The 22422-nt window shown below is 68.2% G+C and carries 14 protein-coding genes; 7 read left to right on the top strand and 7 right to left on the bottom strand.

The window, feature by feature from the left end; translation table 11 throughout:
- Window positions 1–96: 96 nt before the first annotated feature.
- From AB0J58_RS32555 to AB0J58_RS32545, 3 genes are all read right to left on the bottom strand, one after another.
- The gene (locus AB0J58_RS32555) at window positions 97–741 is read right to left on the bottom strand and encodes an L-threonylcarbamoyladenylate synthase (RefSeq protein WP_364223118.1); all 645 of its coding nucleotides are present in this window, start codon (window positions 739–741) and stop codon (window positions 97–99) included.
- Between the two features lie 100 nt (window positions 742–841).
- On the bottom strand, window positions 842–1363 hold the full coding sequence (locus AB0J58_RS32550; RefSeq protein WP_364223115.1) for a GNAT family N-acetyltransferase: 522 nt from the start codon (window positions 1361–1363) through the stop codon (window positions 842–844).
- A 61-nt stretch (window positions 1364–1424) separates the two neighbouring features.
- A complete protein-coding gene (locus AB0J58_RS32545; protein WP_343977910.1) occupies window positions 1425–2324 on the bottom strand; it encodes an EamA family transporter in 900 nt (299 codons plus the stop codon).
- A 40-nt stretch (window positions 2325–2364) separates the two neighbouring features.
- Here AB0J58_RS32545 and AB0J58_RS32540 point away from each other — a divergent pair, with 40 nt between their 5' ends.
- Window positions 2365–2889 carry a MarR family transcriptional regulator gene (locus AB0J58_RS32540; protein WP_364223112.1) on the top strand — a complete coding sequence of 175 codons (525 nt, stop codon included), beginning with the start codon at window positions 2365–2367 and terminating at the stop codon, window positions 2887–2889.
- A gap of 147 nt (window positions 2890–3036) precedes the next feature.
- On the opposite strand, the gene AB0J58_RS32535 is transcribed toward AB0J58_RS32540, so the two are convergent.
- Window positions 3037–3354 carry a zinc ribbon domain-containing protein gene (locus tag AB0J58_RS32535; RefSeq protein ID WP_364223109.1) on the bottom strand — a complete coding sequence of 106 codons (318 nt, stop codon included), beginning with the start codon at window positions 3352–3354 and terminating at the stop codon, window positions 3037–3039.
- 291 nt (window positions 3355–3645) lie between these two features.
- Window positions 3646–4092 carry a MarR family winged helix-turn-helix transcriptional regulator gene (locus tag AB0J58_RS32530; protein WP_364223107.1) on the bottom strand — a complete coding sequence of 149 codons (447 nt, stop codon included), beginning with the start codon at window positions 4090–4092 and terminating at the stop codon, window positions 3646–3648.
- A 333-nt stretch (window positions 4093–4425) separates the two neighbouring features.
- On the opposite strand from AB0J58_RS32530, the gene AB0J58_RS32525 reads away from it, so the two are divergent.
- The 6 genes from AB0J58_RS32525 (at window position 4426) to AB0J58_RS32500 (ending at window position 19026) form a co-directional block, all read left to right on the top strand.
- On the top strand, window positions 4426–6126 hold the full coding sequence (locus AB0J58_RS32525; RefSeq protein WP_364223104.1) for a cytochrome P450: 1701 nt from the start codon (window positions 4426–4428) through the stop codon (window positions 6124–6126).
- Between the two features lie 212 nt (window positions 6127–6338).
- Window positions 6339–7262, top strand: a complete 924-nt coding sequence (locus tag AB0J58_RS32520; protein WP_364223102.1) for an ABC transporter ATP-binding protein — start codon at window positions 6339–6341, stop codon at window positions 7260–7262.
- A gap of 126 nt (window positions 7263–7388) precedes the next feature.
- Window positions 7389–8453, top strand: coding sequence for a radical SAM protein (locus tag AB0J58_RS32515; protein ID WP_364223099.1), 1065 nt, complete (start codon window positions 7389–7391; stop codon window positions 8451–8453).
- 62 nt (window positions 8454–8515) lie between these two features.
- On the top strand, window positions 8516–8752 hold the full coding sequence (locus AB0J58_RS32510; RefSeq protein ID WP_364223096.1) for a hypothetical protein: 237 nt from the start codon (window positions 8516–8518) through the stop codon (window positions 8750–8752).
- Between the two features lie 506 nt (window positions 8753–9258).
- Window positions 9259–14661 carry a type I polyketide synthase gene (locus AB0J58_RS32505; RefSeq protein WP_364223093.1) on the top strand — a complete coding sequence of 1801 codons (5403 nt, stop codon included), beginning with the start codon at window positions 9259–9261 and terminating at the stop codon, window positions 14659–14661.
- A gap of 1002 nt (window positions 14662–15663) precedes the next feature.
- Window positions 15664–19026 carry a BTAD domain-containing putative transcriptional regulator gene (locus AB0J58_RS32500; protein ID WP_364223091.1) on the top strand — a complete coding sequence of 1121 codons (3363 nt, stop codon included), beginning with the start codon at window positions 15664–15666 and terminating at the stop codon, window positions 19024–19026.
- Here AB0J58_RS32500 and AB0J58_RS32495 read toward each other — a convergent pair.
- Together AB0J58_RS32495 and AB0J58_RS32490 are read right to left on the bottom strand one after the other, a co-directional pair.
- Window positions 18950–20881 carry a hypothetical protein gene (locus tag AB0J58_RS32495; protein WP_364223089.1) on the bottom strand — a complete coding sequence of 644 codons (1932 nt, stop codon included), beginning with the start codon at window positions 20879–20881 and terminating at the stop codon, window positions 18950–18952. The two genes, AB0J58_RS32500 and AB0J58_RS32495, sit on opposite strands and share 77 nt — an antisense overlap.
- A 5-nt stretch (window positions 20882–20886) precedes the next feature.
- Entirely contained in the window at window positions 20887–21330 is a 444-nt protein-coding gene (locus AB0J58_RS32490) for a hypothetical protein (protein ID WP_364223086.1), read from the bottom strand.
- Between the last annotated feature and the right edge of the window lie 1092 nt (window positions 21331–22422).

The following is a 22422-nucleotide window of genomic DNA, read 5'->3' as shown; positions in this document are numbered from 1 at the left end:
CTGGGGGGGGGGGGGGGTTGTGCGGCGGGGGCCCCCCCGGGGCCCCGCCCCGGGCCCCAGACCCTGCCGGACCCACCGTGAACAGTGTCGGCCGTCTTACTCGAAGAGGGACGGGTCTCCGGTGCCCCGGCGGAGGATCTCCGGCTCGCCCTGCGAGAGGTCGACGACCGTCGTCGGGGTGGCACCGCACTCACCGGAGTCGATGACGGCGTCCACCACATGATCGAGCCTCTCCTTGATCTCCCAGCCCTGCGTCAGGGGCTCGGTCTCATCGGGCAGCAGCAGGGTGCTCGACAGCAGCGGTTCGCCGAGTTCGGCCAGCAGCGCCTGCGTGACGACGTGGTCGGGGATCCGGACACCGACCGTCTTCTTCCGGGGGTGCAGCAACCGCCGCGGCACCTCCTTGGTCGCGGGCAGGATGAACGTGTATCCGCCGGGGGTCGCCGCCTTGACCGAGCGGAACAGCGCATTGCTCACATGCACGAACTGGCCGAACTGAGCGAAGTCTCTGCAGACCAGGGTGAAGTGATGGTCGCTGCCCAGGTGGCGGATCTCTCTGATCCGGTCGACGCCCTCCTTGTTACCGAGGCGGCACCCCAGGGCGTAGCACGAGTCCGTCGGATATGCGATCAGCCCGTCCGCACGCAGCAGCTCGACCACCTGGCCGATCAACCGAGGCTGCGGACCCTCCGGATGCACATCAAGGTATTTCGTCACACCTTGAAGCTTAGAAGCGGACATTCCATCAGATGACATGCGGGCTGCCCGCAGGTGCCGATGGCCACCGGCGCCCGGTCGTACCGGCGGTGGCCGTATCCGTCTCCGCGCCGGCCCCCGCCGACTAGATCTTGATCCAGTAGCGCCGTGCGGGACCGTACCCGGTGTCCCGTACGCCTTCGAGGACACCGCCGTTGTGCTCGATCGTCTTCACCGAGGCGAGGTTGCCGACTTCGCAGACGATCAGCACCCGGTCCAGACCGAGCTCCCGCGCCTCGCCGAGCATCCGGCCCAGTGCCCAGGTGGCCAGCCCACGCCGACGTGAAGACGGCCGGACACCGTACCCGATGTGGCCGAACCGCAGCACGTAGTCGTTGAGCCCGTGCCGCAGCGCGATCCCGCCGTGCACCCGGTCGCCCTCGACGATCCACCGATACACGCAACCCATTCGGCCGGCCTCCACCGGCTTCGCCGGATCCGACCCCTCGGCCAGTCGCGCCACCCAGGCCGCGAATCCGTCCGGCGAGTCGACCTCGTCGGACGGCCCCAGCCCGAATCCGTCCTCGTGGAGGCCGGGACCCCACTCGTGATGCGCCTCACGCCAGGCGGAGTGCAAACGCGTGGTGGGCGCGATCAGTTCAGGCATACGGCGACGATACTCACCCGGACCATCACGATCTACGGCTGGAACGTCGGGGACAGGCCGATCACGGCAGGCAGCCGGAGGGTGAACGCCTGGTTCGGACGGCCGCGGCGAGGCGGGCCGCGACGGGCTGCCCGAGGAGGATTCCAAGGAAGGTCAGCACCAGCCCGCAGAACTGCTGGACGGTGAGCACCTCTCCGGCGATCGTCGTGCCGAGCAGTACCCCGGTCACCGGGTTCAGCAGCCCGACGAGTCCCACCGTTCCCGCCGGCAGGTGCCGCAGTCCCGCGAACCAGGCGGCGAAGGCGAGAGCCGTCGCGACGACGCTGACATAACCGAACCCAAGGATCGCGGATCCCCCCAGGTCCGGCGGCGGACCCTCCACCGCGACGGCGAAAGGCACCAGGACGACTCCTCCGGCGATGAGCTGCCACGAGGTCGACGACAGCACGTCGACGTCCGTGCCCCATCGCTTGGCCAGTACGTAGCCGACCGACGACATCACCATGGCCGTGACGGACGCGAGCACGCCGAGCGCGTCGACGGCGGCCGCGCCGGCGAACAGCATGAGGCACACGCCCGCGACGCCGATGCCGGCTCCGGCCAGGTGCGCGATCCGCGGACGTTCCGAGAGCAGCGACCAGGCGGTGAGCATCATCGCGACAGGTGACGTCGCCATGATCATCGAGGCGATGCCCGTCGGGAGCAGCTGAGCCGCCAGGTAGATCAGCGCGAAGAACGCGCCCATGTTGAGCGTCCCGAGGACCAGGGATTTCCACCACCACGACCCGTGGGGGCGCTTCCCGCCGGCGAGGAGGAGCAGCAGCCCCGCGGGCAGCGCCCTGATGACCGCCCCGTACAGCGGGTAGCCGGGCGGGAGGAACCGGTGGGTGACGAAGTAGGTCGTCCCCCAGGCGATCGGCGCCACCGCCGTGACCAGCACCCAGCGAAAATTAGCTTCCATGGAAGATAATATAACTTCCCTGGAAGCTATATTGTCCTCCATGAACGAATCCCTGGATCACGTCGCCCGCATCCAGCAGGAATGGGCCCGCGAGCGCCCGGACCTGGACGTGAGCCCACAGGGGGTGATCGGACGACTCCACCGTCTCGCCGGGCACCTCACCGAACAGCTCTGTGTCGTCTACCGGCGATACGAACTCGGGGAGGGGGAGTTCGACGTCCTCGCCACCCTCCGGCGCGCCGGCGCGCCGTTCGAGCGCGCGCCCGGGGAACTCGCCGCCTTCACCATGGTCACCACCGGCGCGATGACCAAACGCATCGACCGGCTCGAACGCAACGGGCTTGTCGCCCGCCGCCCGAGCGAGAGCGACGGCCGCGGCCGGGTGGTCGCGCTCACCCCCGCCGGCAAGGAACTGATCGACCGGGCGTTCACCGAGCACATGCGCAACGAACGCCGCCTCCTCGACGAACTGACCCCCGAAGAGGCCGCGCACCTCGAATCGCTCCTCACCACCTGGCTGGCCCGCTTCGAGACACCGCTCACCGGCTCTCAGGATTCGTCGTGAGGCCGACCTCCCAGCCGAGCGCCTCGGCCCACCGGTCGGCGAGCACGTGGGGTTCTCACACGTCGACACAGACCTGGAAGCCGCATGCCATGCCCCGGATCCCACGGATCTTCGATGGTGATCACGCCTGGGCTCCCGGGCGGACGATCATGAGGACCACGACGGTCGCCCACAGCAGGTTTTGAACTCCTCCCAGGCCTGAGGGCCGTGGATTCTTCCCGTCGCGTCGGGCTGGGCGACGCGCGGGGGTTGACGCTTCACAGACCGGGCATTCCCGAGGTCTCCACGTCCTGACACCGGCGTTCCGACGGCGTTGTCGATATTGATCGCGGCGTTGGTGTCGGCATGGCCGACCCAGCCGCACCCGGGATTGACACAGGCGTACCGTGTCCCGTCCCGGGCCGCCGCATCACGACGGCCGCACCGGCGACAGGTCTGCGAGGTCCCCCGCGCGCAGACCTTCACCCCCGGCGTGAACGCCGGAGCACCGGCCCACAGCTCGGTAGATTCCGGCGAGCATGCTCAGGGTGCGCAACCGCTTGCCGTCGCCGGGGGCGGCGAGGGCCTCGCGCTGCTCCGGACAGAGTCGCGACGGCCGAGCCTCCGACGAACACCGTGCCGGCGAGTACATGGGCCGACAGCAGCAGACCTTCCACGAGTTCCCCCCCGCACCCTTCAGGCAGCCTGAAGCTTAGCAGGTGCTTCAGCCTACCTGAAGGTAGCGGCCCCGCCGCCCGGGGCGGCTCGCACGTCGGATCAGGACCGGGAACGCCCTTCGAACGCGGCGCGTACGGTGTCGGCGATCTGACGCTGGATCAGGTCGGCGTCCGAGCCGAACAGCCGCTCGTCCACCCCGTTCACGGCCTTCATCGCCTCCCGCATGAGGCTCGCCCCCTCGGGCGTGATCTCGATGGCCGAAGCGGACCCGGCGCGAGCGGTGTTGTCACGAACGAGCCCGGCCCCAGACAGCGCCTTCACCGCCGCATGAACGCTCTGGACGGTGATTCCGGACATTCGCGCCAAGTCACTGAACGACGCGCCGGGCACGCCGGAGATGTGTCCGAGCAGGCCGAACCTGCTCACCGTCAGCCTGAGCGGCGCGAGGGCCGCGCCGAGTTCGGACTCGATCCGATGCGCCAGCGTGAGCAGCACGATGGAGGGGCTGGTCTCCGGCGGACCTGGGCGGGCGTTCTCGATTGTCACCTTCCAAGTCTCCCGCACCGCCCCTCGGCTGCGGCAACGCCGGGACGCCCCAGATCGAGTCCGAACCCGACGCCGCCTCCCAGGAGTCCAGGCCTCCAAAAGAGTCACCGGCCATGCTCGCCCCGGTCTTCCTGTCCGTCACCCGCGCCCGGCCGAGGAGCGAACATGCGGACAGCGACGGAACCTCGCAGGTGACGCTCCACGGTGGGAACCTCATAAGTCGGCCACAACGACACCCCAAGTGCCCACAAGAGCATCCCAACTTCCCCCGGCAGCATTGATCACAAGCCAAGCGGGGCGTTCTGAATTACCGCAGTATCGGGGGAAGACGACGTGGCGACAGTCGCCAACGGTGTGATCGGGGCACTGTCCGTTACGGTCTCGAAGGACGACAAGTCGACCCAGGACGCCGGGGGGCGTGTCCTGATGATCCTCAACCGGGGTGCCGGGAGCGAGCGCCTGGAGGACGAGCTCACCGGCCGGGGCTGGCAGGTGCGGATGACCGGTGTACCGGCTGGTGACCTTGACGCGTGCATCGGAGGGATCACGGATTTCCTGGCGGCGCCGGACAGCCCGGATCGCGCTGTGCTACTTGGCTACGGTACGGCCGGATCCGCGGCGACGGAGGTCGCGGATCGTCATCCGGAGCGGGTGGCCGCGGTGGTGGTCGTGGGCTCACAGAGTGACGGGAGTCCGGTACCCGGAGACTCCGCCCCGGATCTGCTCTGCCCGGTCCTGGTGCTCTCCACCGCCGACCCGGAGGCGGTGATCCCGGCGCTCGTTCCCTTCCTTACCGATCTGGACCGGCAGGCGGGCGAGGCGGGCGCTCACCTGAAGGCCCCGGCAAGGCTCCCGGTACTCACCCCGGCGATCTTCAACGACCCCGACGCGCTCCGGCAGTGGCGGGAGCTGGGGCCGATCCATCGGGTCAACGCGTCCGGCATGGCGACGTCCTGGCTGCTGACCGGGCACGAGGCGACCACCACGCCCCTCGCCGGCCCGGGACTGACCGGGGACGCGGAGATCACAGCGGGGTTCCGGCTCCAGTCGGCCGATCCGGCTCTCGCCCATCAAGGCGAACTGGATCTGATCACGATCGAGGGGCAGGAGCACGCCCGGCTGCGCCGGCTGATCGAGCGGCACCTCACACCGCGACGGGTGGAGGCGCTGCGTCCGCGCATACAACGTGAGACCGACGCGCTGCTGGACGCGATCCCCGCCCACGAGGTGATCGACCTCCTCCCGACGTTCGCCTACCCCCTGCCGGTCGTCGTCCTGTGCGAGCTGTTCGGCGTGCCGGAGCAGGACCGGGGCTACATACACGAGTGGATCCTGGAAAGGCTTGTCTCCCCGCCTCCCAAGGCGCACAGCGACATCGACGACTACCTGCGCGCCCTGATCGCGGCCAGGCGGAACCGCCCCTCGGATGACCTGCTCGGCTGGGTCGTCGAAGCCGAGAGAGACGGACTGTCCGAAGAGGACCTCATCTCGGCGGCCAGGTTTCTGATGGTGAACGGGCATCGGGCGCCGACGACCGTGCTGGCGAGCGGTGTCGCCGCTCTGCTCCGGCGCAAGCAGTGGAAGCGGCTCGTGGACGACCCCACGCTGATCGTCACCGCGGTCGAGGAACTGCTGCGACTCATCACACCGTTCCCCGTGGGCATCGCCCGTCGCGTGACGGCCCCGATCGATGTGGAGGGCACGCCGATACCGAAGGGCGACCTCCTCACCGCGTCACTGGTGGCGGCCAACCGGGACCCGTCGTTCTTCACCGATCCGGACCTGCTGGACATCGAGCGGGCGAGCAACCCCCATCTCTCCTTCGGGCACGGCCACCATCACTGCCTGGGAGCGGAACTGGCCAGGGCCCAGACGCAGATCGCCATCGGCACGCTCGCACGGCGCTTCCCGGACATGGAGCTCGCCCGTGACTCCCAGAGTCTGCACTACCGGCAGAGCAGCGTGCGCTACCTCCTCGGACTGCCGATCGTTCTCGAACCGGACCGTCCCCGGCGGCCGGCGACCGGCGTGTGATGTCAGAAAACACGATCTCGTGCGAACAGTTCCCTTCGCGCCTTCAGCATCCTGGAGTTCGACCAGATGAAAGAGACACTTCCCCAGCTTGTGACCTACTGCCAGGCCGATCCGGTGTTCTTCGAACCGGTCTGGCGTATACCGGACGACGACAACCGGTTCCCCACGGCGCGCCGCCCCCTCCCCAGTGGGTGGCCGCCGGGGTGACCGACGTGGGAACGCTGATCGCGTTCCTGATGTACGTGTTCAACCTGGTGGCACCCGTCCAAGGGCTCGTCACCGCGGTCAGCCAGTATCAGGTCGGGGCCGCGGCCATCGCACGTATCCAGGAGGCCGAACGACTGCCGGCCGAGCCGCAGAGGCCTGCCGCCGTACTCCCCGCGCCCGGCACGGCACCCGCCGAACTGGGGTTCCACGACGTGCACTTCCACTACGCGCCCGGCCTGCCGCCCGTGCATCGCGGGGTGACCTTCACCGTCCCATCACAGGGCATGACCGCTTTCGTCGGCCCCTCCGGCGCGGGCAAGACCACCCTCTTCTCCCTCATCGAACGGTTCTACGAGCCGACCTCGGGAGGCATCCTCCTTGACGGCCGTAACCTAAGCGCCTGGGACATCCCGGAGCTGCGGTCCGCGATCGGATACGTCGAGCAGGACGCTCCCGTCCTGTCGGGCTCCCTCCGTGACAACCTCCTGCTCGGCGCCCCCGACACCACCGACCACGAGATACAGCGAGTCCTGCGCACCGCCCGCCTCGACGATCTGGTGGCCCGGCTGCCCAAGGGCCTGGACACCCTGGTCGGCCACCGCGGCACCAAGCTCTCCGGCGGCGAGCGCCAGCGCGTGGCCATCGCCCGCGCGCTGCTACGCCGTCCCCGCCTGCTGCTGCTGGACGAGGCCACCTCACAGCTCGACGCCGTCAACGAGGCGGCGCTACGGGACACGATCGCCGAGGCTGCCCGGACGACGACGGTGCTGGTCGTGGCGCACCGGCTGTCCACGGTCACCTTGGCCGACCGGATCGTCGTCATCGACGCGGGCAGGGTCCAGGCGGTCGGCACCCACAGCGAGCTGGTCGCCACGGACCCGCTCTACGCCGAACTCGCCGCCACCCAGTTCCTCATCGCCACCGGCTGACGCGCCAGGCGGGCACCACCTGCCTGGCCGTGACGGCCTCACCCATCCGTTCGCCGCAAGGACTCACCCGGAGTTCCTCACATCCACAAAGCCGGCCCCGGCCTGTCATGCGTCAGGAGCGCCACCATGAAAATACCCGATCGCCCGCTTGAGATCGTCTGGGACATCACCTACGCGTGCCCGCTGCGGTGTTCCCACTGCTACTCGGAATCCGGGCGTCGACCGCCACGTCAGCTGGATCACCATGAGATGCTTCGCGCCGCCGACGCCATCATCGCGATGAACCCGTACGGCGTCTGCCTGGCCGGTGGCGAACCTCTCCTGGTGAAGGGTGTTTTCGAGATCGCCGACCGGATGTCCGACGCGGGGATAGCGGTCTCGCTCTTCACCGGAGGCTGGTCGCTGCGCCCCGAAATGATCGACGACATCGTACGGGGCTCCTTCAAGGTGAGCGTGAGCCTCGACGGCGCCACCGCGGAGGTGCACGACCGGATTCGCGGCCGACGCGGATCGTTCGACCGGGCGATGAACACGCTGGCACTCCTGGACAAGGCCGCCGAGCGGCGGCGGCTGCGCGGGGGGAGTCGCCTCGGCCTGGGGATCGACTGTGTCGTGGTCAGCAGCAACTCCCACCAGCTCGAGGACCTCTGCACCGTCATCGCGCCCCGCTTTCCCGAACTGGAGTCCATCGCGTTCGGGGCGGTGATACCGGAAGGGCTCGCCAGCCGCGAGGGATTCGCACGGCACGAACTACTCTCCGACGCCCAGGTCGAGCTGCTGGGAAGTCACGAGTACGAAGAACATCTGCGCTCCTTGGCACCGTCGTCCGTACAGGTGGCCACGACGGACAACCTGGCCCTGCAGATGCACCCCGACCGCATCCGCAATGGGAGGTTCTTTCCCGTCCTGCAGATCGAGCCGGACGGAGCCGCGCGGGCGATGGCCGCCTACGAGGGAACGATCGGCAACATGCTCACTGACCCCCCGGAGGAGCTGTGGCGACGAGCCGTCGAACGCTGGCACGACCCGTTCGTGGTCGAGACGCTCACCCCCGTGCGCACGATGAGGCAGTGGGCGGAGGCGACCCGGAAGATCGACTATCACTTCGGGTCCGAGGCCGACCGCACGCGCATCGACCGCCGGCCGGAATTCGTGCCCGCCGACTCCGGGGCACCCCCTGCCCGGCGGTGAGACACGCCCGCCATGGCGATCCGAACGGGCGACGCGGGGGGGCGGGGGTTACGGTATGGCGCGTGACCGTTACCGTGTCGGCCCTCACATCCACGGCGCCGGTGCTGCTCTCGCTCGTCGTCACCTTCGCGCTTCCCCCGGCGTGGCGCCCAGTGCCGCCGGCGATTCCCGACACCGTCGCCGGCATGGCATCTCCGATCGCGGCCACGTTCCTCATCGCGCACCGGCCGCGCCTGGTCACGGCGTGGCTCCCGCTCCGCTGGTTCGGCTCGTCAGGGCGGCCCGGCCCGGCGGCGTAGTACGCCCTGAGCACGATGTCGCGGTTCGGCTCGCGGTACCGGCGGGTGACCACGGCGGTGCTGTGGGCCTTCGGCAAGCTCGCTGCAATCGAGGCCAAGCGACTTACAAGCGCGACCGGTCACTATCGGCGACCGACATCCCCCAGCCGTGCCCGGAAGGCACGACCATAGTCACGGAGTCACTCCTGTGCACTGGTTATTCAGTCGTGCCTCCGCTCAGCGGATCGCGCTTCCCCTGATCGCCGCGCTGGTCGGTTTCCTCACCACGCCCTTACCCGCGCCGGCCGCTGCCGGCCCGGCGTCATCTCGGGACGCAAACTCAAGCCGGCGGCAAGGGGGTCCACAAGTCGGCGGCAAGTGACGACCGCCATCGTTCGATGCGCTGGAACAGCAGGCTGCGAAGATGCGCGGCCTCTTCTCCGGCCGCGGTGACTCCGCGCTGCTCGCTCAGGCATGGGCGCGGAGTTCCCGGCCTTCCGCCCAAAAGCAGTGACAGGAACACCGCAATGAGCTTGAACCACGAAACCACGTCCTCGCCAGAGCCGATCGCCGTCGTGGGGATGGCTTGCCGGCTGCCCGGTGCCAACTCCCCGGAGGAGCTGTGGGAGCTGCTGTGCCGCGGTGAGAACACGATCTCCGAGATCCCATCCGACCGGTTCCCGGTCGAGGAGGTCTATCACCCCGTGTCCGGCGTGCCGGGCAAGATCGCCTCCAAGTACGGCGGTTTCGTCTCCGGTATCGACGAGTTCGACGCCGAGTTCTTCGGCATCTCCCCCCGTGAGGCCGCGGCGATGGACCCCCAGCACCGCATGGTGATGGAGGTGGCCTGGGAGGCCTTCGAGGACGCCGGCCTGGTGTTGGAACGAATGCCGGAGCTGACCGGAGCGGTCTTCATGGGGGTGATCACCAGCGACTACTGGGACCGTCAGTCGGGAGTCATCGAAGAGCTCGACGTGCACACGGTCGCGGGAAGCACCCGAGGGGGCAACGCCGGCCGCATCTCCCACGCCCTGAACCTCAAAGGGATGAGCGTGGCGCTCGATGCCGCCTGCTCCTCCTCGCTGGTCGCCATCCAGCTCGCCGTCCAGTCACTTCGCACGGGGGCGTGCGACCTCGCTTTCGCCGGTGGCGTCAACGCCATCCTCACCCCCGACCACGGCATCGGATTCTCCCAGGGCGCGATGATGGCCCTGGACGGCCAGTGCAAGACGTTCGACGCCCGCGCCGACGGCTACGTCCGCAGCGAGGGCGCGGGCATCGTCGTGTTGAAGACCCTCTCTCGAGCGCTGGCCGACGGGGACAGGGTTCACGCCCTGATCCGCGGGGCCGCCGCCAGCAACGACGGGCACTCGGACAGTTTCATGGCCCCCCAGGTCCCTGGACAGCAGGCGGCTCTGAAAGCGGCCTACCGGGACGCCGGGGTGGACCCGGCGAGCGTCGCGTACGTGGAGGCCCACGGCACCGGCACCAGCGTCGGCGACCCGGTGGAGATCGCCGCACTGGATGGGGTACTCGGGCAGGGGAGGCCCGAGGATCGGCCGCTCCTCGTGGGCTCGGTGAAGACCAACCTCGGCCACACCGAGGGCGCCGCCGGTGTCACCGGACTGATCAAAACCGTGCTGTGCGTACGGCACGGGTGGCTCCCGGCCAGCCTCAACTTCGCCTCGCCCAACCCCTCCATTCCCTGGAACGAGATCCGGGTGCGGGTGTGCGACCGGGGACAGCCCTGGCCACAGGAGGACGGACCCCGCAGGGCCGGGGTCAGCAGCTTCGGCATCACCGGCACGAACGTGCACATCGTCGTCGAGGAGCCGCCCTCCGCTTCGCAACGGGACGAGCGGAGCCGACCGGAGGAGCGGTGCGAGGACGGCGACCGCGCGGTGCTGCTGCCGATCTCAGCGCGTACCCCCTCCGCGCTCAGCACGCTCGCCGCGCGCTACCGGGACCTGCTCCCCTCCTCGCTGCACCAGATCGCCGGCGCGGCGGGGGCACGGCGCAGCCACCACGACCAGCGGCTGGCGGTCGTCGCCGGCACGAGCGAGGAGGCCGCCGCCAAACTGGACGCTTTCGCCGCGAACGGCCACGCGGAAGGCGTGTACGCCGGCGAGGCCGATGACGTCCGGGATCCCGACGCCCCGCACCGGACGGCATGGGTGTTCCCGGGCCAGGGGGCGCAATGGGTCGGCATGGGTCGCGACCTGCTCGACGAGGAGCCGGTCTTCGCCGCGGCGATCGCCGACTGTGAGAACGCCATGCGCCCCTACGTCGACTGGTCGTTGACCGCCGAGCTCAACGCCGCCCCGGAGACCTCCCGCCTTGCCGAGATCGATGTGGCCCAGCCGACGATCTTCGCGGTGCAGGTCGCGCTCGCCCGCCTGTGGCGGTCGTGGGGATTCGAACCGGACGCTGTGGTAGGGCACTCGATGGGAGAGGTGGCGGCCGCACACGTGGCCGGAATCCTCGATCTCGACGACGCCGCGCGGATCATCTGCGGCCGCAGCCGGCTCATCCGGGCCACCAGCGGACGGGGGGCGATGGCCGCGGTCGAGCTGTCGTCCGAACGCGCCCAGGAGCTGATCATGAAGCGGCGCGGAACCACGGTCCTGGCGGTGAGCAACTCCCCGGTCTCCTGCGTGCTCGCCGGCGAGCCCGAGGAGATCGACGCCATCCTCCGCGACCTTGACGCCGAAGGCGTCTTCGGGCGCCGTGTACAGGTGGACATCGCCTCGCACAGCCCGCAGATGGACCCCCTCCGCGAACCGCTCCTCGAACTGCTCGCCCCCCTGCGTCCCCGGTGGGGCGACGTCCCGCTGTGTTCCACGGTCACCGGCCGCCTCCTGGACGGGCCCGAGATGAACGCGGCGTACTGGGCTGACAACCTTCGCGAGCCGGTGCTGTTCGCGGACGCCGTCCAGCATCTGGTGGAGGCGGGGTTCGACACCTTCACGGAGTTCAGCCCCAACCCGCTGCTCGCCCGGGCCATCCAGCAGAACCTGCGCCACGCCGGCGAGGACGGGGTGGTCGTCACCGTGCTCGCCCGCGACACGCCCGGTCGCACCGCCCTTCTGGAAGCCGCGGCCGAGCTGTACGTCAAGGGGCGGACGATCGACTTCCCCCGGATGCAGCCCGACCGTGGACCCCACATCCCCCTGCCCTCCTACCCCTGGCAGCGCGAGCGTTACTGGAGGGACCCGGTCAGGCGGACCGGGGCCGTCGGGGACGGCGGCGGGCACCCGATCACCGGCACCGGCCTCACGCTGGCCCCCGCCGGCACCCTGGTGTGGGACTTCGACCTCGACGACGAGCGACTGCCCTACCTCAACCACCACCGCGTCCACGAGATGCCCATGCTGTCCGGCACCGCCTACCACGAGCTCGCCCTGGCCGCCGGCGAGGAGGCGTACGGCGACCGGCCCTTCGCCGTCGAGGAGCTCCGCCTGGAGCGCGCCGTGTTCCTGACCCCCGGGACGCCCCAGCGTCTCCAGGCCCGTCTCGACCCGGACGAGGACGACCGCGGCCGCCGCTGGACGTGCTACCTCGCCGACACGACCGGCGGCGGGACGACCGAATGGACCCCGGTCGCAACGGCCGTGCTACGTCCCGGCGGCTCCGCCGGTGAAGCCCGCTGGGCCGGAAGTCCGGACCTGGCCTGTTATCCGCAGACGGTCGACGTGGCCGAGCACTACGCCATGCTGCGCAGCCGCGGCATCGAGCAGACCGGCCCCTTCCAGTCGATCGTCGCGCTCCACTGCGGGGACGGGGTGGTGGCCGCCGAGCTGCGGGTGGACCCCGGCATCGCCACCGGACTGCGACGCTACCTGTTCCATCCGGCGCTGCTGGACGCGGCCCTTCAGCCCGTGATGGCCCTGCTCGGCGGCGGTGACACCGGGGACGACACCTACCTGCCGGTGCACACCGGGCGCTGCCGGGTGCATGCGCGCCCGGAGCCCGGCCGGCGCCTGTGGTCGACCGCCGTACGGACATCGGCCGGGCAGGAGTCCCGCCTGGTCGAATTCGACGTGCTGGTCGGTGACGACGAGGGCCGCGTGCTCGCCTCCATCGACGGCTTCCAGATCCAGCGGCTGGCCGCCGATCCACCGGAGGTCGTCGAGCACAGGGCACGCCGTCTGCTGTACGGCGTCGAGTGGACGGAACTGGAGCCTCTCACCGACCCCGCACCCGAGCAGGCTCCCTGGCTGGTGGTGAGCGACTCCCCCCTCGGCGCCGAACTGTGCGCCTCGCTGGCGGCCGCTGGAGGCGAGCCGCTGCTGGTCCAGCCGGGTGCCGGCTACCAGAGGCTCGACCCCCACCGGTGCGTGCTCGACCTCTCCTCCACCGAGGACTGGACGATGCTCATCAAGGAGCAATCGGAGAGCGGAGCGTGGCCCCCGAGAGCCGTCGTGCGCCTGTCCACCGCGCGCCCCGTCGAGGAGACGGCCGGACCGGACGCGCTGGAGCGCTCCTACGAGGTGCTCGCGTTGGTCAAGGGGCTCACGAGTGATCAGCAGGTTGCTCCCCGGCTCTGGCTGGTCACCACGGCCGCCCAGGCTCCGGACGATACCGGCGACGTCAGCCCCGCGGAGACCGCGGTGTGGGGCATCGGCCGTGTGATCCCCTACGAGCATCCCGAACTGCGCTGCTCAATGATCGACCTTCCCGAGGATCCGGACTCCGGCATCCTCCGTGCCCTCTCAGCCGAGATCAGGAACGACGGCACCGAGACGGAGATCGCCTTGCGGGACGGTCGCAGATACAGCACGAGGCTCCGCCACCGACCGCTTCCTTCCGCGAATCCGGTCCCCGTACGGCCGGATGGGACCTACCTGATCGCCGGCGGCTGCGGCGGGGTCGGGCTGCTCACCGCGGAGTGGCTCGTCAAGAAAGGCGCGCGCCATCTCGTCCTGGTCGGCCGCAGCGGCGCTGCGGAGAGCGTGATGGACCGGATCGCCGCGATGCGGTCCGCCGGCGCGCAGGTGCACATCAGCACGGCGAACATAGCGTCTCGGGCAGCGGTGACAGATCTCCTTGACGACATCGCCCGGCGCATGCCTCCCCTGCGAGGAGTCGTCAACTCCGCCGTCGTCCTCGACGACGGTACGTTGGCGCAGTTGGACCGCACGCGGTTTCTCGCGCCCATGCCTCCCAAGGTCCACGGGTCCTGGCACCTGCACGAACTCACCCGCCACCTGCCCCTCGACTTGTTCCTCCTCTATTCGTCCGCGGCCTCGGTGATCGGCTCGCCCGGGCAGGGCAACTATGCCGCGGCCAACGGCTACCAGGATGGGCTGGCCTGGCATCGGCGGGCCAACGGGCTCCCGGCCCTGACCGTCAACTGGGGACAGTGGTCCGCCACCGGACAGGTCGCCAAGGCGAGCAAGGACCTCCGGCTGAACGAGCGCGGCTTCGCCGGCTTCGCTCCCGCCGAGGGCCTGGCCGTCCTCGACCGCCTGCTCCCCTCCCCGCATGCCCAGGCGTCCGTCATGTCGTTCGACCCCACCGCCTGGACCCACTACTTCCCCACCATGCGCACCTCGTCCCTCCTGCGGCACCTCGTGGAAGACGGTCCAGGGGATGCCGCCCCCATGGCGGAACTCGAACCGGCCACCCTTGCCGGCCTCGGCAACGAGCAGGCCGAACAGCTCATCGCGGCGTACCTGTGCACGCAGGTCGCGGCCATCGTCCAGCTTCCCCCGGAGAAGGTCGACCCGGCGCAGCGCCCGCAGCGCCTGGGCCTCGACTCCCTCATGACAGTTCAGCTGCGCAACCGGATCGCGGCCGACCTCGGCGTCACCCTGCCGGTGGCGGTCTTCCTGCAACGCCGCACGATCGGCGATCTCGCCACCGTCGCCCTCACCCACCTGAGGGAATCCGAAGCCGTTCCAAGCGACTCCGATCGCTTGACGACGTGAGGCTCCGCGGTCACGAACTCCGGCGGACAGCAGGAATGACTCCGGGAGGAGACGACGGTTGATCTGACATCACGTACCCCACCACATGACGGACTCCGCCTTGCCTGATGGATCTGGCGGAGTCCTCGTCCTGCTCGCCCGCCTGCTCAGGGCGGGCGAGCAGTCACCACTACTTGCCGTTACCTGTGAGTGTGCTTTGGGGAGCGCGCCCCCTAGGCAGCCCACACCTTACGACATGAGCGTTCTTCCTGGCGGAAGTCCTCACTTCACCGCCAATCGCCCCGCCTTACGGCCGGATCACACATCGGCTGCACGAGCGTTTGGCGTCTCCCCGCGACTCCAGGCGATGTGATCGTGAGCACGATCGACTCTCCAGGAGAGTGACCCCCCTGCCGACCACGGCAAGGCATGACCGAGCCGTGCCGTCGTGACAGCACATGACGTCTTTTTCACTTCCGGTCGGGCGGGCACGAAGGCGTTGCCAAGAATGCCCGAGACCAACATTCCGTAATCTCTCCGTTACGCACGGCGGTGATCACGGTGATAGGTGCCGTCGTACCGCCCTGGGTGTGCGGTCGGCTTCTCCCCGCCACCGTCCGGCGCGTTGCGCGTTCCCCATCGACGATCCGCATGTGCACCAGCTCCGCACGGACGGCTCCTTATGGCCGCCGTCACCTGGGCGTACTCTCCGTGAGGCCGGCGGTCACATTGACGTCGCACCGATCAGCTCCGGCTCCGAAAATCGGCTTCGTGAGCCACGACACACACCCTAAGATTAGATATCGGATTTCGGTGGATTCGGCATCACTCTACGAGGGGCGAGCTACGGCAGAGCAGGCAGTCACTATGCATCGGATGTCACAGAGCTTTCTTCCCCAGAAGGCACTCGATGTGAAACAAGGAAGCAGAGTCCCCAGCAAGACGCAGGGGCCGCCGTTCATCGGGTTTCACGAACCCATGGGCATCCTCGTGGCGACATGCCCACTGAGATCGTAGGTGGTAATGGTGGAGTTTCGGGTTCTCGGCCTGGTGGGGGCCTACAACGATGACGGGGTCCAGGTCGATCTCGGCGGCCCGCGCCCGCGTGCGGTGCTGGCCCGGCTACTGCTCGCGCAGGGAGTGGTCGTGTCCGCGGACACGTTGATCGATGACCTGTACGGCGGGGCACCTCCGCCCAGCGCCCTGTCCAGCTTGCACTCGTATGTATCGAATCTCCGCCGGGCCATTGAGCCCGGCCGCAACCCCCGCACCCCTCCCCTGCTGCTCATCGGACGGCCTCCCGGGTACCTGCTCGCCACCACGAACGTCGACGCGATCCGGTTCACCGAACTGGTCACCCGCTCGGAGGCACGTCCTCCCGGCGAGGTGCTCGTCTCCCTGGACAAGGCGTTGCGGCTCTGGCGCGGCCAGCCGTACGGCGAATTCGCCGATGAGACCTGGGCCATCGCGGATGTCAGCCGCCTTCGCGAGTTGCGCCTGGTCGCGATCGAGCGGCGCGCCCAGGCCCTGCTGGACCTCGGCCGCCCACAGGCAGTGATCACCCATCTGGAAACCGAGGCGTTCGCGCACCCGCTACGCGAGCGGCTGTGGTGTCTGCTGGCCGTAGCCTTGTACCGCACCGGGCGGCAAGCCGACGCGCTCGCCGTACTCCGCCGTGCCAGGGACCTGCTCACCGAACAGCTCGGCCTCGACCCCGGCCCGGAACTAAAGGCGTTGGAGGAGGACATCCTCCGGCACTCCGACTCCCTGACAATCCCGCCCTTGACCACCACCGCGGTGTCGGTACCCATACCGCCGCAGTCGCCACCGCGACTCCTTGTCGGCCGGGAGCGGCAGCTTTCGGAGTTGAAGATGCTGCCGATACGTGCGGGCCGGGACGGTGTAGCCATCGCAGCGGTGAGCGGTGAGCCCGGCATCGGCAAGACCCGGCTGTTGGAGGCGTTTCGCGACCAGTGTGCCAGCCTCGGTTATGTGGTGCTGTGGGGCAACTGCCACAGTGTGGAGGGAACCCCGGCCCTGTGGCCGTGGCTGCAGGTGCTGCGCGCGCTGGATGAGATCTGGCCGCTACCGGACCGCCAGGCGCTGGCCGGACTCCTCGATGAGGAGATGCCCAGCGGCTCCACTGAGACGGCACTGCTCCACCGCAACCAAACCATCGCCCGTTGGCTCGCCACGACCGCACAGACCCAGCCATTGGTGATCGTTCTTGACGACCTGCACTGGGCCGACCCGGCCTCACTCGAACTGCTCAGAGATGTCGCCATGCTGGTGGGCAGCGAGACGGCGAACGTCCCGCTGACGCTGGTCACCGCATTCCGCGAGACGGCTTTCCACGAGACGGCGATTCATGGCACAGCACTTCCCGGTGGCTCGTTCCGTCTCTCATTAGATGGTTTGTTGGGCCATCTCGCCCGGTATGACTTGCTTCGCATCCGGCTGACCGGCCTGGGGGTGGAGGACGTGCGGGCGGTCGCTTCGGCTATGGGCGTTGAGCTGAACGAGTCCTCCGCCGAGCGCCTGTCCGAGCGGACCGGCGGCAACCCCTTCTTCGTGCGGGAAAGCGCTCGGCTGCTGGCCCAGGGACGAGATCTGGGCACAGTTCCCGAAGCGGTGGCCGACCTGATCCGCTGGTGGCTGAGCAGACTGGGTGCGCGGGCCGGTGAGGTTCTGGGGGTCGCCGCACTGATCGGCCGGAACTTCGACCCGGGCGTGGTCGCCGAGGTGTGCGAGGCATCTGAGATCGGGTGGGTGGAGGTCTACGACGCGCTGGACCGGGCCGCCCAGGCCGGGTTGATCGTTCCCGGTGAGGGTTCCATGGCGTTCGCCCACGACCTGGTCTGGGAGACCCTCGTCCACGAGATCCCGCCGCTGCGCAAGGCGGTCACCCACCAGGCGGTCATGACCGCCCTGTCCTCCCGGCCAGGCGTGGACATCACTGTCATCGCTCACCACGCGGTGGAGGCCGGCCCGGCCGCGTACGCCGATGCCACACGCTGGGCGACCGCCGCCGCCGAACAGGTGAGCCTGCGCCTGGCCTACGAGGAGGCGGCTGTCTGGTGGGGCCGGGCGGTCGCCGCGCACGGCGCCTGCGCGGGTGACCCGGTAGAGCACGTGGAGCTGCTGCTACGGCATGTCCGTGCGCTGTTGGAGGCAGGGGACGCGATCGGTGCGCGGCAGGCCCGCGCGGAGGCCGTGCGTGCCGCCGACCGAGCCGGAGCGAGCTCGGAGCTGACCGCCCGCGCCCTCACCGCACTGGACGCCCCGGCGATCTGGACACTGCGTGACCCGTACAGCGCGACGGAGTTGCGGCTGGTGGATCGGTTCGAGGCCGCGCTGCGAGCGCTGCCCGAAACCGACGGCCACGAGCGAGCCCTGCTCCTGGGCGGACTGGCACAGGAGCTGTACGGGACCGATGACCGACGCGGTTACACCTTTTCCGCTGAGGCCGTGGCGATCGCTCGTCGGCTGGGCGAGCCGTACCTGCTGATGCGGATGCTCAACGCCCGGCACCTATCGTTGCCTCAGCCGTTGCATATCCCAGAGTTGCTGGAGCTCACCGAGGAATTACACGAGCTCGCACTGCGCACCCGGATGCCGGAATTCGAACTACTCGCCCAGATGATGTTCACCCACCACCGGTTGGAGCTGTTCGACCTGGCCGGTGCGGACGCGGCCGCCGCCCGCTGCGACGCCATGCTGGAACGGCTGTCATTGCCATGGCCGCGCTTTCAGCACACCATATGGCGGATCAACCGGCTCATTCTGGCTGGCCGGTTCGACGACGCCGAAATCCTGTACGACGAGGCCGAACGCCAGGCCACCCGAATCGGCTACTGGTATGCGAACGGCGCGGTGGCGATCGGGCGTCTCATGTTTCATTATCACCGGGGCACCATGGCGGAGGCAGGGCCGCCGATCGACGCGATCACCGGTGCTCATCCCAGTGCGGATCACGATGCCCGGGTACTGCAATTGTGCGCGCAGAGCCGCCCGGAGGAGGCCCAGGCTTTGACCGCGAACGGCTGGCCGACACCTCCTCTGGACTGGTCATGGCTCTCCGCGACCTGCCTGCAAGGCGCGGCCCAGGCCGCCGTTGGTGACCTGCCGGCCTGCCAGGTGACCTACTCGGCGCTGCTGCCGTATTCCGGGCGGATTTCAACGGTTTCGGCGGTGCTCTGCATGGGGCCTGTCGACTGGTACCTGGCCCTGCTCGCCTCCGCCATGGGTGACAACGACACCGCGTCTCAGCATCTTGAGAAGGTGGCCCGGCTGGCGGGCCGGAACGGGCTCACGTGGTGGCGGGACCGGGCAAGGTCGGCAAGTTCTGTGAAACCTTTCCCCACGCACCTTGATACTCCAGCGTGATCTGCCTGGCCTCGTCGGGTATCACCGGCCGGGGGCCGGCCCCGTCGCCGTAGTCCACCCTCGCGCTCCAGGAGCTGGAACCGGGGTCGGTGAAGGTCACGACGCGCTGTAGTTTCTCCCCGGCGCTCAGCTCGACGTCGCCTCCGACGTCCAGCACCGGAGCGGTGTTCGCCGCCGCCTCCTCGATGACATACGGCACGCCGGCCGTCCCGAGGGCGCCGCTGCTGTCGGTGACCATCACCAGCGTATGCTCCGGAGGAGCCACACAGGGCAAAGGCCTGCCCATCCCCGCCAGGTTGGAAGGCGCCACCCCCTTCAAATTCATGAAACGGTCGTTGAACTCATCCCGCACGAACCGGGTGGTGTTCTGCTGGGTGGCCGGAGAGTGCGGAATCGAGGTATTGGTCAAAACCGAACTCAGCACGACCATGTCCGCACAAGGAGTTCCCCGGTTCGGGGTCCCCATCTGCAGCATCCGATTCACCACCGGCCTGTGATCCGGCGAGCTCGGCATCTCCTGCTGAATCATCTGGCGACTGATCAGACCACCCATCGAGTGGGCGATGACATCGACGTGCCAGGCGCCCGTCCGTTCACGCACGTTCTCGACATACGTCGCCAACTCCTGGGCATTCTCAGCGAGGGTCTTGGTCGGCTTCGAGGAGTCCGACAGGTCACCGATGTCCAGGGTGCCGCCCTCGGCGCCGAACTGACCGTCACCGACGGCGAACGACCCGATATTAGGGTGCAGGCCCTTGAAGATCTCATGAGCGGATCCCCACGCGTTCTGCGCGCTGGACTTCCAGCCATGCACCAAAACCACCGGCTTCGGCCGGGTAAGGATACTCTTCGACTCGGCGAAACCCTGCTTGGTATCGCCGATGTACAGCCGCGCCTTCACATGCCGGGCCAGGTTCACCTCACCGTTCTCCCAGGCGACCCCCGCGGTGTCCCAATTCCGCCGCACGTTGACGGTCTCGTTCGGAGCCAACTCAAGCTCGATCGGTTCCATGGGCAACGGCGTGCCGGGGACGGCATCCTCCGGTTTCGGCGCCTGGGACAACTCGATCCGCGCGTCGACAGGCCGCGAGTCGGGGTTGGTCACCGAAACCGTGACGCGCGCCGGGTCTCCCTCGGTCACGGCCTCAGCCACACCCCACTCCTCGGACGGGTATCTCTTCGTCTCCAGGGTGACCGAATCGACGACGGGCTTGGAGACTCCCAGGTCCAGCAGGAAGGCGTGGCGCACCCCGATCGAATCCTTGGCGACACCGGTGATCTGGTTGAGATCGTTGATACCGGTGGCCTTTTCCAAGGTCAGGGCCGTTCCCGCCGGCACCAGGGTGTTCAGGTCGACCCCGGTACCGTCCGCGTACAAGGCGGCCCGTGTCGGGCCGGATCTGGTGTTCAGCTCGCCCACGGCGACACCCGCGTTGTTGATCGCGAGCGCCCTGCCGCCGAAAGCGGTCGTCATCTCATGACGCGTACCGTCCTCATCCCAGATGAGAGGGACGTGGCCGCCGCCGCCCAGCACATCCTTTCCGTAGCCTGCGACCTCTCCCTTCCGATTGATGTCGAAGGCCCCGGTTGTATTGACGGACGAAAGAATGTCCTTTTCTAGGTCGATGGGCTTGCCAGGCTTTGTACGGAAGGCTCGAAGTTCCAGGACGAACGGGTCGGGGTCCGTGTCGACGAGGCCGACGACCGAACCTGAGTTGTTCAGTGACCCGACCTCTATGTACTGATTCTTGAACGCGGCGAGCTTCAGTACGGAGCCGTCCGGATCCCGTACCCAGCCATCACCCGCGATCTGGCCCTTGCTGTTGATGGCCTTCGGGAAGCGCAGCTCTTCCATACGAGTCACGGCGCCGTTTTTGTAAAGGAAAGACTTACCGTCTTCAGGACCTGAGTCGTCGTACCAGCCGACCACCGTGCCGTCGTTCTTGACGTCCTTGGCGACGCTACTCCTGACATCGCCGCCGAGACCGGCGTGGACATCCGTGACACGGGAGGCGCGTCTTCAACGGAGAACAGAGTCGCCTTGTTGTTGTCGTTGTTGTGCGCGACCGATATCGACCCGGCAACCTGCCCCTTGTTGTTGATGCCTCCAACAGAGCCGGAGTTGCCGACGAGAGAGCCGAGGTCGATGAGCTTGACGTCGTTCGCCGCAGACACCACCTCGTTGTCAGGAGGGGGGGCGGATGCGGCGATCGCGGATGTGGGCAGGACGAGAGAGCATGTCACCGCGGCGATCAGGGGAAGTGCGATCCGCTGAGCGGAGGCACGGCTGAGTAACCAGTGCACAGGAGTGACTCCACAACTATGGTCGTGCCTTCCGGGCACGGCTGGGGGATGTCGGTCGCCGATCGTGACCGGTCGCGCTTGTGGGTCGCTTGGCCTCGATTGCAGCGAGCTTGTCGAGGCCCACAGGCTCGTGGCGGCAGGATGACGCGTCGTAACCGCCCGCTGCTCACGGACAGCCCGGCGAAGGCCGCCGCACCGCCATCAACGATTCGAACGACGCAAGGAGGGCGGAAGTGGCGGCTGGTGCTGTGCGCCCCAGTCCCATAGTGCTCGGAGACCGGCTGACCGCCGATGAGCGTGACGGCCACCTGATCCGCACCGGGGCGCCCTAACCACCCACCCGTCCCAGGGACGCGACCGTCTCACCAACCGGAGAGCTTCGACCCTGCAGTACCGGCTGACGCCGTTGAACGGCTTCAGCTCCGGAACCGGCCTGATCCTCGACGCGTCGTGACCCTGACCACTCAAGGTCGGCATCCGGGACCAAAAGCCCCGGTTCATGTACCGCAGAAGTTCTAGACGGCCTACCGCCAGGGGTGCAGAGAGGATCAGATTCAGGCGGTATGTTGATCCGTCACTTCGGTAGATACACTAAGAATTCAACTCGTCGACCTAACGGGTTTTCCATTCTAATTACGGAGACATCTGCACGGGCACCCGGAAAGCGAAGACGGCAGGAAAAAGTTTCAACAAAAAAGAAGATGATCCCGGCGTCCATCGACACAGGACCAGGTTCACCCCTACTGCACGGCGTGCCCGCACCGGACAACGAACATATTGAGATCCTGGCACGCGCTCCGGATCATGCCATGGGATGGGTGAACAACGACACAACCCCCTGAACCACATACACACAGAATCAATGTGGTCACGCAATACGCCCGAAAATCATCTAGACGTGCAGCGCAGACGGAACATGTTTCCGGGTAGAGCGTCAAGGGACCATATCAAGCCCAGGACCCCGGCAAGTTAGGGATTCCTCCCGGTTCGCGCTGAGGTTCACATCGCGGCACCGGTCGCTGACCAGGCACGACAGGCCAATGTGGTCACGCTCGCCGTAGGAGCGGATTTCCGGTTTCCCGAATATCTATT

The organism is Streptosporangium sp. NPDC049644 (genome assembly GCF_040675205.1).
Lineage (GTDB): Bacteria > Actinomycetota > Actinomycetes > Streptosporangiales > Streptosporangiaceae > Streptosporangium > Streptosporangium fukuiense.
Note: the sequence above shows the minus strand (reverse complement) of the source record. Positions and strands in the feature narration are given on the sequence as shown.